This is a genomic window from Solidesulfovibrio sp. DCME (assembly GCF_049995385.1).
Classification (GTDB): domain Bacteria; phylum Desulfobacterota; class Desulfovibrionia; order Desulfovibrionales; family Desulfovibrionaceae; genus Solidesulfovibrio.
The window spans coordinates 637,805-649,415 of sequence record NZ_CP188261.1 but is presented as its reverse complement, the minus strand read 5'-3'; the positions used below and the strand labels follow the sequence as shown (position 1 = coordinate 649,415).

The following is an 11,611-nucleotide window of genomic DNA, read 5'->3' as shown; positions in this document are numbered from 1 at the left end:
CACGGCGGGAAAACAGCGGATATCCCATGCAAACGCCCCACCCTCCCCTTCGGACCGTGCGCAACGGTCGCATCGAGCCGCTGCCGGCCAGCGGCCTGCTGGATCGCGCCCGGGCCGCAAGCCACGTGCTGATCGACCTGGGCACCGGGGATGCGAGCTTTCACTACCGGGAGGCCAAGGGCAAACCGGACAGCCTGTGCATCGGCGTGGACCCCGCGGCCGACAACATGCTGCGGACGTCCTCGCGCATCGGCCGCAAGCCCAGCCGCGGCGGCGTGGACAACCTGGTGCTCCTTGTCGCCAGCGTGGAGGCGCTGCCTGCCGTACTGCGCGGCCTCGCCGCCCGGGTGACGATCCTGTTCCCCTGGAGCGGCCTCATGCGCGCCCTGGTGACCCCGGACCCGACCGTGCTCGAGGCCGTGCGCGGCCTGCTGGCCCCGGGCGGCTTCGTCGAGGCGCTGTTGAACCTGCAGGTCTTCGGCGACCAGGACTACAGGCAGCGCCTGGAGCTCCCGGAATTCGACGCGGCGACCGCCCGCCCGGCCCTGGCCGACGCCTATGCCAAGGCGGGGCTGCGCATAAGCGACTGGGACATCGTCGAGCCGGGCCAGGTGACGCTGCGCACCACCTGGGGCCAGCATCTGACCCGAGGCAGCGGCCGGCTGACGTTGCGCCTGGTGGCCCACCACATGCCCCTGCCCGGCCCGGAGCCGCTCCCGGCACCCTGAGCGCACGGCGCCGCGCCGGATGCGCCGGGATGTCTTGTCCAACCCCCGGCAAACCATTTTTCCCTCTGGCGCCCCCGCGCAGGAAGCCATTGGCTTTTACGGCGGCATCTGCAATACGGTGCGCAAGCGCGGGCCCTGGCCGTTGCTGCCGGCAATGGCGACGACGGGCGGCCCATGCGTAAGGCCGGCACACGCGTGGCACGGCGGGTACGGGCTTGGCCGGCAACCGCACCGCCACGGCTGGGGCCGGCACCCGGGGACGGCCCCAGCGCCGCGCCGGGGGCCCCGTCCGGGCCGGGGAGGCGAATATGCCGGAGCATGCGCGGGGCGGCCTGACCGCCCGCCGCCGATGGCCGTACGTCCTGTTGTGGGCCGGGCTGTTGGCGCTGTCGCCGGGGCTCGAACCGGCCGCCCGGGCGGGCTTGTTTCAGGTCGCGCCCTGGAAGGTGACCCGCGAGGAGCCCGCCGACGGCTCGCCGCGCTTTTGCCGGGCCACCGCCCCCATGGCCGGCACCGTGGGGTCGGTGTCGCTGTATCACCTTTCCCTGGACGCCTTTGCGGACGGCGAGGTGCGGCTCCAGCAGCGCGGCGAGCACGACCCGGACTGGATGGCCTACGGCAAATCGGAAGCGTCGGGGCGCAAGGCCGTCCCGGGTTGCCGCTTCTGGTTCGATGACCGGGCCATGCACCCCATGACCACCATCCTGGATTACGACGCGGGGGTCATGCGGTTCGACCTTTGCGGCGACCGGCAGTTCCTGGAGGAACTGGCCGCGTCGCGCTACCTCAAGCTGGAAACCGAGCCGGGCAGCGTGACCGAGGTCAACGGCGAGCGCCGCGCCTCGAGCGAGGGCTGGACCGGCTACGCCCTGTCCAATACGCCAAGCCTGGTGCGGCAACTCCAGACCTGTCTGGCCTCGATCAACGACCCGACCCCCGTCGGCCCGGTGACGGTGTACGAAACGGCGCCCCCGGCCGCACCCGGCCCCGCGCCCCTGCCCGGCCGCCTGGAGGCGGCACGCCGGGCCTGCCGCAACACCCCCGACGACAACGCCGAGGCCCGGGCCATGGCCTCCCTGCAACTGGGCCAGGCCGCGGCCGACGCCCTGCGCCTGGGTGAGGCCCGGGAAGCCTTCGCCGGCCTGGGCGCCACGCTGTCCCGGGGTGTGGCCATGACGCCCTCCATCCGGCGCGGCCTGGCCCGGGCCGTCGAGGTCCTGATCATGGCCGAGCGCTACGACGAAGCCTTCGACGTGGCCAAGGCGCTGCCGGAAAACGAGGGCCTGCTGGCCACCATCGACGTGGCGCGCGGGGATTACGCGGCCGCGAAAAAATGGCTGTTCGCGGCGGCTGCGCGCATCCAGGGCCTCCCCGTCGCGACGTGGGGCGAGTTGACCTGGCAGCGCGCCAATCAATACCGGATGGAGCTGCTCGGCGCGGTGGCCCCGGGCATGCGCCGGCTGCTGCTGTCCCTGGCCATGGCCGCCCTGGGCCAGGAAACGGCCACCGTCCGGAGGCATTGCGGCAACTGCGTCTATTTCATGACCGAATCGTTCCCGGCCGTGACCGCGGCTGCGACGATCCTCGATTGGACGGAAGGGGACATGTTGCGGGAGGGGGCGGCGGACACCGCCGCTGCCCGCCGCGAACTGGGCCTGGCCGCGTTTTTGCGGGGGGACAGCCTGCTGCGGGCCGGCTATCTGGTCACGGTCAAATCCGAACTGGTTTACGCCCTGTTCGAGCTGGACGGGCAGCCGGGCATGGAAGGCTGGGCGGCCCGGGTCCGGGTCTCCCTGGCCCGGCTGACGGCGGCCCAGGGGCGGGCCTCCGAGGCCTTGGGCGAAGCCCAGGCGGCGGCCGCCGCCGCCGAGGCCGCCCTGGGCAGGGAATCGCTGCCCTGGATCGAGGCCGCCGCCCTCCAAAGCGAAGCGGCGCAGCGCGTCGGCAACCAGGCCGCCGCCATCGCCGTGGCCCGGGAAGGCCTCGCCGCCGCGTCGGTGTGCCTCCCGCCGCAGCACAGCCTCGTCTATCGCCTCAACCGCTGCCTGGGCCTGGCCCTGCTTCAGGCCGGCGACGCGGCCGCGGCCGAACGCGTGCTGGCAAGCGCCCTGGGGCTGCAAGGCCTTCCGGACATCCCGGACAAACGCCTGCGCGAGACGGTCCGCCGGCTCGATGCCCTGCCGCAGCCCGTCCTCAGCAAGCCCATCGTGCCCACCAACGACGCCGAGATGCGCCAGATGCAAAGCGACACGGAAAAAGACCGCACGGCCCTGGGCACCGACGCCCGGGCCCGGTTCGCGATCCTGGCCGAGGGCCTCAACCTGCCCTCGCTCAACGCAAGGCTGTCCGTGGCGGCCCGGGCCGAACGCATCCAGTACGTCGGCGCCCTCGCCTTGCTGCAACAGCGCAAGCAAAAGCCCAGGGACGTCGCGGTGTTCCATCTGCTCCGCGAGGCCCTGGCCTTTGACGAGTACCGCATGTCCTACCGGCTGGACGGCTCCAGCGTCTCCGGGGGCAGCTCCTTCGCCGACAAACTCGTCAGCGTCACCCGCGGCCTCAGCGTCCTCGACAACCATGGCGGCCTGCGCCCGGACGCTTCCCCCGCCCTGCCGGCCTATTTCTTTTCCGCCTCGCTCTACACCGACGCCCTGGACTGGATGAGCCTGGCCAGCATGTTCCCGGGCGTCAAACGGCAAAGCCTGCTTCCCGGCGAGGCAAGCCAGGGCTTGGAACGCGTCTTCCAGGAAACCCACCAGGCCTGGCTGACCCTGGACGAATCGAAAAAGGCGAGCCTGTTTCACCAGGCCCTGGTCCAATCCCAGGCCGTGACCCGAGGCGAGGTCATGGCCAACCTCTTGACCCGCTCCCAGCTCGTCGAGGACCCGCATGTGCCCGAGCAGTACCGGCATTACAGCCAGCAGGCCATCGACGGCGAGCTGTGGCTGCGGCGCCAGCGCGGCGTCCTGCTGGACGCCGCGGCCACCGGGGACCCGGCCAGCCCCCGGCTGGGGCGCCTGCGCGCCCTGGCCCGCCGCCTGGCCCTGTCGCTGCCCTTCTGGGGAAGCGACGACGCGATCAAGTTTTCCTATCACGTCTCGGCCGACCCGGCCCTGATGCTCAAGGGGTTTGAAAGCCTCACCTGGTTCGGTGCGGCCAAATACGAGTTCAAGCTGGACAAGGCCATGGCCAACCTCCAGCCGCACGAGGCCATCGTCATCTGGCTGCCGCTTGAAAGAACAACCCACGTTTTCGTGGTCACCGGCAAGGACTGTCATTGGGTGATGGTGCCCGTGGGCCAGGCGGAGCTGGGCCGTCGCGTCCGGTCCGTCCGCCGGTCCATCGAGGCGGTGTCCGCGGAGCTGCGCAAGGCCAAGGGCCATCCCGAAGGGGTCGCCTACCCGGCCGAAGACGCCTATGCCCTCTACAAGGCCCTGTTTGCCCCCGTGGCCGACCGCCTGGCGGACGTGCGCCACCTCTACGCCGTCCAACTCGGCGCCACCGGCGGCATTCCCCTGGGGTTGCTGGTCACCCGGGCGCCGGCCGCGGACCGGGAGCCCGACTGGCTCATCGACCGCTTCGCCATCACCCGCGTGCCGGCCCTGGTCAACGCCGCCGCGCTCCGGCACAGCCTGCCCTCGAACCTGCCGGCCGAACTGCTGCTGGCTGCGGGCGACCCCGTCGTGGCCGGCAAAACCCCGCCGCCCCCCCACCCGGCCCTGGCCTCCTTGCGCTCGGTCAGCCACATCGACCAATCCCTCGAGCCCCTGCCGGAAACCCGGCGGGAGATGGCCAGCGTCGCCAGCCTGCTGGGGCTGTCCCCGCAGCAGGCCCGCCAATGCGTCCTCGGCGGGGAGCAGGCCACGCCGCGCCGCGTCCTCGACCGCTTGCGGCAAAGCCATTTCCGCTACCTGCTCTTCGCCACCCACGGCTTGGCCCGCTTCGAGGACATCGGCGAACCGGCCCTGGTCCTCAGCCCCGACTCGGGCAAACGGCGGCCCGAGGACGACGGGCTGCTGCGGGCCTCGGACATCGTGGGCCTGGACCTGGATACGGACCTGGTCATCCTCTCGGCCTGCGAGACCTCGCCGTCGGGCGAGGACGGGGCCGAACCCCTGACCGGCCTGGCCTCGGCCTTTCTGGTCGCCGGCGCCCGGTCGGTGGTGTCGACCCAATGGCCGGTGGTCACGGACGCGGCCGAAGCGGTCTCCACCGCCGTGATCGGCTCGGTGCGCTCCGGCCGCGAGCCGGCCGTGGCCCTGCAAGAGGCCCTGCGCCACCTGCGCGGCGCCACGTCCTCCGGCCGGCCGTCCCACCCGGCTTTCTGGGCGCCCTACGAACTGGTGGCCTTTCCGCGGTAGGCGGCCTCGCCGCCCGGCCCACGGCGGCCGCCCCGGGCGGGCTGGCCCACGGTCCGGATACCGACGGAACCCGGGCGCCGTGCCACCCGTTGGGCCGCAACCACTTGTTTTTCCGGAGAGGCCACTCCTGGCCCGGCAACATGCCGCTCCTGGGCCGCCGGGGACAAGGCAGCGCGGCAAGCCCATTTTCACAGCCAACAAACGATTTTCCGATGTTGTACATCGGCAAAATAATACCGACTGGCAAGTTCCCGCCTGCACCATCCCAATGCAGAAATATATTAACAAGACAGGCAGGCGGTGACGTTGCGCAAGGCAGGCGCCGGCGTCACACTCTACTGCTCGAGAAGTTGCCATCATTTTTAAAAATAAAACTTCAGCCCTTCAATACAACAGGCTGTTTCGCTCCAACTACTTCCGACCGACCTTCTGGCTCTGTTCTGCATTTCATACACAATCAGTAGGCTCCAACAGGGCTGCATCAGTCTTCTTGCCAAGATGGAGAGGGCTGGTTTATCCTGCCGCACAGAGCCCTTCGGGTTTTGTTCCTCGTGGCCCATGGGGAAGAGGCATGCGAGAGCCGGCAGCACGGGCGGGGCGTCAAGCACGTGGGAACGCGCTTGCGACAAGGCCCGTCGCTGTAGCGGACGGGCCTTGCCATGCCTGCGTCAGGCCGTCGGCTCCGGCCGGGGAGCGAAGGCCGCCTCGCCCGTTGGCCCTTGCCCGATTGCGGTTGCAATGCCTCGCCCCGGGGCAGTCCTTTGGCCAGGCCCTTTGTCGGCGCGAAAAGCCGAGGAAATACGGCACATCGCGCAAGGTAGACCCAGCGTAAGGCATGTGCGCCTCATGAGTAAAAGTCGAAAAGCCCTGTTCGCGACGGCCGGCCTCACCTGTCTCGCCCTGCTGGCCATGGGGTGCTATTTCGCGGCCTTCTCGCCCCAAACCTTTCGCGGCCCCGGCGACCTCTACCTCCTGCGCTACCCCAGGTCGTGGCAGGCCACGGACACGGCCGGCCTGGTCACCTTCACCCCCAAGGACCGGCTGCCGGGGGCGGCCGTCAGCGTGACCATCGTCATCGCCAAGGCGGCCGCCGGCTGGGTCGACGGTTTCGAGAAGGCCTTGTCCGACGCCTTTGGCGCCCTCGGCTCGGATTACCGGTTCCTGCGCCAGGAAACGGTCCGCCTGCCCGGCGGCGAGGCCAACACCTATGCCTACACCGTTGTCCTGGACGGAACGCGCCGGGACAACCTGGTCTACGTTTTTGAAATCGGGGCGCAAAAAGCCGCGGTGATGACGTGTTCCGCACCGCCGGGCCAGGAGGCGGACCTGGCGAAAACGTGTCGGGATTTTGCCGCGACCTTCCGCTCCCCGGCGCCGTGACGGCTGGCCGGGTGGAACGGGGCCGCGGCGGCAACGCAGACCTTGCGCAAAAGGAGGGCCAATGTTTGGGGCACGCCTGGGGGGGACGGATTGCAAAAACGCAGTGCGTCCTGGTGTGCGGCAGCAAAGTCTCTGATTCGGAGTGGGAGTTTGTAAAAGCAATTCTTAATCGATGAAGAGGGCAGCGGCATGGCGCTACGAAAAAGACGAAGGCTTTCCTTTATTGTCTATCTTGTGCTCATTACCTTCCTTGTTGGCGGTTGCGCCAGCAAATACGGCAAGCAGATCACCGACGTCAAATACTGTCCCGAATGCTACCAGCCTATCCAGGATCTGCGCAACGCCGAGAAACAGTTCAACACCACCGTCGCCGGCTCGGTCGTGGCCGGCGCCCTGCTCGGCGCCCTGGTCGGCGCCATCGCCACCGGCAAGGTCCAAGGCGCGGCCGCCGGGGCCGTCGTCGGCGGCATAGCCGGCGGCGCGGCCGGCTATGCCATAGCCAAACAGCGCCAGATCAAGGACGACAACGCCCGCCTGGCCAGCTACCTGCAGGACCTCGACGGCGACATTTCCGGCCTCGACCGGGTGACCGCCGCGGCGCAGGTGGCCCGCAAGTGCTACGACAGGAAGTTCCAGGAGACCCTGGCGGAATACAAGGAACAAAAGATCACCCGGGCGGTCCTCGACGAACGCTACCAGGAAATCCAAAACGGCACCCTCGAGGCCAGCCAGATCCTCGGCACCGTCATCACCGGGGCGTCCACCAAGGAAGCCCAATACCAGGAGGCCCTCAAATCCGAGGCCCTGGCGGCCAAGCGCGACATACCCCAGCCCGTGTTCGCGCCGGAGCCCGCCCCGGCCCCAGAGCCCGAGCCGGCCAAAGGCAAGAAGGGCAAGCGCGCCAACGTTTCGAAGAAGCTCAAGAAAGCCGAGCCGGAGGCCGAACCCAAACCGTTGCCCAACGCCGACACCGCCGCCCAGGCCAAAAAGCCCCCCGTGGTCGAGACCGGCGACAAGCTCACCGACATCAGCACCCGCAACGCCCGGTTCGCCGGAAACATCAAGGACGCCCAGGACGAAAAGGCGGAGCTCGAAAAGGCCCAGGCCGAACGCAAGAAGACCTTGGAACAACTGACCGGTTAACGCCGCGGCCCCCGCCGGCAAAGGGCGCGGGGCCGCACCAGGCGAAAGCCCCGCCTGCCGCGCCGGCCCCGGTATCCCGGGGTGGCCGGCGGCGCAAAGGAGACGCGGGCCGGCGGCAACGCCACGGACACAAGACGCCGCCGCCGGCCCCAGGCCGGCCGCCCGGCCTGGGCCCAAGGCCCCTCGCCCGGGCCGCACCCGAAACGACAGGGATCGAATATGCCCATGCGATTGCACCGATTGTGGTTTGCCGTCCCTCCAGGCACCCTGCTGGCGGCGATGCTGCTGGCCCTGACCGCTTTAACGCCGACTGCGGCGGTTCGGGCCGCCGAGGCCATCGCACCGCAAGACGCCCCGAGCCCGCAAGCCGTTACCGCCGAGATCAAGGCCCTGGAGGCGGAGATCGCCCGGTTGCGGGACCTGCAAAACGCCGAGCCGTGCGCGATCCGTCAGGCCCTCGGCCTGCCCGTGGTCTCCGTGGCCGGGTCCGACCCGGCCAGGCTCGAGGCGGCCACGGTCCTCATCCTCCTGGCCATGGGCGACAACATCTCCATGGGCACCGGCTTTTTCGTCGCGCCGGGCGTGGTGGCCACCAACCGCCACGTGGTGGGGACCCAAAGCCAGGCCTTCGTGATCGGCAAGGCCCTTGCCCACCCGGTCGTCGGCCGCGTCATCGCCGCCAGCGACGCCGAGGGACGGGACTACGCCCTTATCCGGCTGGACGGCCCGCAACCCCAGGCCGCCCCCCTGCCCCTGTGCGGCACGGTGCGCAAGACGGACAAGGTCGGCACCTGGGGCTTTCCCGGGGCCATCAGCCTCGACGACCCCCAGTTCAAACGCCTCCTGGAAGGCGAAGACGCCGCCGTGCCCGAAGCGGTCTACAGCGAGGGCGTGGTCAGCGTGGTGCGCGACACGGTGACGCCGCCGGAGATCCTGCACACGGCCGTGCTGTCCCCCGGCAACAGCGGCGGCCCCCTGGTCAACGCCGCCGGCTGCGTCGTGGGCATCAACACCGCCATCCAGGCGGACGACGAATCCTACCGGCAGACCAACGTGTCGCTGGGTATCGGCGACCTGGCCGCCTTCATGCGGTCCCAGGGCCTCGCGCCGTCCTTTTTCCCCTAGTGTCGCGCCCGCGAAGGGGATATGGGCTTATTGAAGTACAACATCCAAGCATAACTTATTTTTTCTAAAAAGATACGCTCGTATATTTCAAGGGACGCAACACGAGCCGCGACAGATCAAGGGATGCTCGACCATGAACGGGACGCTGATCGCTTCGACCCCACGCGGGAGCATGCAACCCCTGGCCTACCAGGGCATTCTGGCCACGGATTGCCATCACCAGATCGTCACCATCCTGCGCAGCCGCCTGGGCGATTCCCACGTGCTGCTGTTCGCCGAGCCGGCCTTCGACCCCGGCCGGGACATCGTGGACTGGTACACGCCCGTCCAGGGTACGCCCATCCGGCTGATCGACCTGCCCGAGGACCGGCAATCCCAAGTCCGGGGCACGCTGCTCAAGATGGCGGCCGACATCCAGACCCAGGCCCGGCAGCTCAAAAACACCGGGGACAACAACCGGGTCCTTTCCGGCAGCATCATCGAACTGGCCCTGCAATACCCCGGCGAGGACTGCATCTACCTCGTCGGCGAGCAGCCGGTCATCGTCTGCTGGGGTTTTGCGCCGGCTACGGCCGGGGCCATGCCCCAGGACCTTTCCCGCCTGGCCCCCATGGCTGCCCCGGCCGCCGCGGCCAAACCCGTCTCCGAGCCCGCGCCGCCGGCGGTCCCGGCCGTGGCGACACCGCCGGCCGAAGAGGCCATCCCGGTGCTGGAGCCTGCCCCGGCCCGGCGGCGGTTGGGCTGCCTGCCGGCCTTGCTCGGCCTGTTGCTGCTGGGCTTGCTGCTCTTTTTCCTGTGGAAGTATGGCATATTGCCGCGCAGCTGGTTTCCCTTCCTGGCGTTCGACCGGCCGACGGCCTCCCTGGCCGTGCCCGGTGATGCGGAGGTCCCCGGCGGCCTCGAGGCGGCCCTGGCCCGCCGCGACGCGTTGCGCCGGGAGCGCGACGGCCTCCAGGCCGGCCTCATCGAAAAGGCCGGCCAATGCCCGCAACCCGGGCCAAGCGCCCAGGCCGCGCCCGGCAAGGAATTGCAGGTGCCGGCCAGTGCCGGCCAAAGCGGCGACTTGAGTTTCCTGCAGGGCGTGTGGCGCTGCGACGCGGACCTGTCCACCCCCCAGGACCCCGTCATCGTGGAATACCTCTTCGACACGGCCGGCAAGGGCCAGATCACGGTCAAGACCACGCGCAAGATCTGCACGGCCGGCGTCAATGCCGCCATGGACGGGGCCGGTGCCCTGCGCATGGAATCCGATGCGACCATTCCCTGTTCCACCGGCAGCCCCATCGACGGCCAACGGGTGGTGTGCGTGGGCAAGGGCGCCCAGACGACCTGCGAGGGCGTCAATGTCACCTCGAAAAGCAACTGGAAGGCCAAGTTCTACAAGTTCTGAACCTGGCCCGGGAGGCGGAGATGCGAAACCATTGGCGAAGGCGCGGCGCCTGGCCGGCGATTGCCGCCCTGGCCGTGACCTGGGCGCTGACGGCGGGGCCGGGGCTGTGCGGCCAGGCCCCGGAACCCCTGCAGAACAGGAGCCCCGACCAGGCGGCCCCCACCCCCCCGGGCGACACCCGGCCGCCCGGCGCGCCGGCCACGGTGACGGTCACCGGCTCGGGCGGCAATCAGGATGCCACGGTCGTGGTCACGTCCCCGGCGGTCGGCGTTGTCGGCGGCGGCGTGGCCGTGCCCGAGGGCGGCGCGGCCGGAACACCGGACGGGCGCGGCCTGTCGGTCACCCCGGGCGGGCTCAAGGACGGCCGGGCGGCACCGCTGGTTCCCGGCGACCCCAAGGACGGCCGGACGACGCTGGTCCCGGGCCGGTTCAAGGATGGCCAGGCCGTGCCCGACGCGGCCAGGCCCGGTACGCCGCCGGCCGACAAGGGCAAGGACGCCTCCCCCAACGTCACCGTCACGGGCAAAGGCGGCGACCAGAACGCCAAGGTGCTCGTCACGCCCCAGGCCGTGGTGCCCGTGGCGCCGGTCGCCCCCGGATCGGGCCTGGCGCCGGGTGCCGGCAAGGACGGCCTGGCGACGCCCCTGGTGCCGGGTGCCGGCAAGGACGGCCTGGCGCCGGGAAAGGGCCTGCCCACGGCCGTCCCCTCGGGCGAGCCCATACCGCTTGGGCCCAACGCCAGGGTGGTCGACGCCGCAGGCCACGACGTGGCGGTGCCCCCCGGCCAGGAAGTGACCCTGCCCCAGGGCGGCAAGGTCATCGATGCGGCCGGCAATGTCGTGGTCGTTCCCCCGGGCGGCCGGGTGGTCGCCCCGGCCCGGGTCATGACGCCGGGCGACTTCTTGCCCAAAACCGACACCAAGCCCGAGACGGGCAAGAAACCGGCCCAGGAGCCCCCCAAAACCGACCCGGCCAAGCCCGGCAAGCCGCAAGCCAAGCTGCAACCCGACAAGGACGGCCGCGCCAAGGCGGAAAAGCCGCCCGACAAGCAGGCCCCGCCCGCCAAGGCGGCCGCGGCCAAATCCGGGGAGCGCATCAAGATCCCCGAGGAGGCCTGCCAGAAGCACACCCTGGATTTCCTGGCCGGCTGCTGGCGCGGGCAGGTGCATCTGCAGGACAGGACCGATGTGACCATCCGGCTGTGCTTCGACACGGCCGGCGTGGGCAAGCGCCTGGAGACGTATTCCCGAAACGGCAGCAAATGTACCGGCGCCACGCGCGCCAGTTGGAGGGGCGAAGGCCTGACCTTCTCCTTCGACAAAATTTATTGCAGCGATGGGCGCATGGGGACGGACGCGCCCATCGTGTGCCAGGGATGCGGCGACGATACCCGTTGTACCGGCACGGAATACAACGGCAGCAGAAAAATAGGCAAAACCAATTTCGAAATCGTCAAGGAATAACCACCTCTTTGTCGTTGACCGGGC

Annotated in this window: 7 protein-coding genes; all 7 read left to right on the top strand. The window is 69.7% G+C overall.

Annotation, left to right across the window (positions count from 1 at the left end):
• Window positions 1-26: 26 nt before the first annotated feature.
• Window positions 27-728 (top strand): hypothetical protein, encoded by a 702-nt coding sequence (locus ACP59X_RS02720; protein ID WP_428564708.1) that lies wholly within the window; start codon window positions 27-29, stop codon window positions 726-728.
• A gap of 308 nt (window positions 729-1,036) precedes the next feature.
• Window positions 1,037-5,086, top strand: a complete 4,050-nt coding sequence (locus ACP59X_RS02715) for a CHAT domain-containing tetratricopeptide repeat protein (RefSeq protein ID WP_428564705.1) — start codon at window positions 1,037-1,039, stop codon at window positions 5,084-5,086.
• Between the two features lie 846 nt (window positions 5,087-5,932).
• Window positions 5,933-6,466: a hypothetical protein gene (locus tag ACP59X_RS02710; RefSeq protein ID WP_428564702.1), complete on the top strand. Its 534-nt coding sequence runs from the start codon at window positions 5,933-5,935 to the stop codon at window positions 6,464-6,466.
• Between the two features lie 189 nt (window positions 6,467-6,655).
• Window positions 6,656-7,609, top strand: a complete 954-nt coding sequence (locus ACP59X_RS02705; RefSeq protein WP_428564699.1) for a glycine zipper domain-containing protein — start codon at window positions 6,656-6,658, stop codon at window positions 7,607-7,609.
• A gap of 219 nt (window positions 7,610-7,828) precedes the next feature.
• A complete protein-coding gene (locus tag ACP59X_RS02700) occupies window positions 7,829-8,734 on the top strand; it encodes a trypsin-like peptidase domain-containing protein (RefSeq protein WP_428564696.1) in 906 nt (301 codons plus the stop codon).
• A 133-nt stretch (window positions 8,735-8,867) separates the two neighbouring features.
• Window positions 8,868-10,124 (top strand): hypothetical protein, encoded by a 1,257-nt coding sequence (locus ACP59X_RS02695; RefSeq protein WP_428564693.1) that lies wholly within the window; start codon window positions 8,868-8,870, stop codon window positions 10,122-10,124.
• A 20-nt stretch (window positions 10,125-10,144) separates the two neighbouring features.
• On the top strand, window positions 10,145-11,587 hold the full coding sequence (locus ACP59X_RS02690) for a hypothetical protein (protein ID WP_428564690.1): 1,443 nt from the start codon (window positions 10,145-10,147) through the stop codon (window positions 11,585-11,587).
• Window positions 11,588-11,611 lie beyond the last annotated feature (24 nt).

Bases quoted from the DNA above. Each gene is read 5' to 3' on its own strand.
- ACP59X_RS02720 (WP_428564708.1), top strand. From the start codon at position 27: ATGCAAACGCCCCACCCTCCCCTTCGGACCGTGCGCAACGGTCGCATC.
- ACP59X_RS02715 (WP_428564705.1), top strand. From the start codon at position 1,037: ATGCCGGAGCATGCGCGGGGCGGCCTGACCGCCCGCCGCCGATGGCCG.
- ACP59X_RS02710 (WP_428564702.1), top strand. From the start codon at position 5,933: ATGAGTAAAAGTCGAAAAGCCCTGTTCGCGACGGCCGGCCTCACCTGT.
- ACP59X_RS02705 (WP_428564699.1), top strand. From the start codon at position 6,656: ATGGCGCTACGAAAAAGACGAAGGCTTTCCTTTATTGTCTATCTTGTG.
- ACP59X_RS02700 (WP_428564696.1), top strand. From the start codon at position 7,829: ATGCCCATGCGATTGCACCGATTGTGGTTTGCCGTCCCTCCAGGCACC.
- ACP59X_RS02695 (WP_428564693.1), top strand. From the start codon at position 8,868: ATGAACGGGACGCTGATCGCTTCGACCCCACGCGGGAGCATGCAACCC.
- ACP59X_RS02690 (WP_428564690.1), top strand. From the start codon at position 10,145: ATGCGAAACCATTGGCGAAGGCGCGGCGCCTGGCCGGCGATTGCCGCC.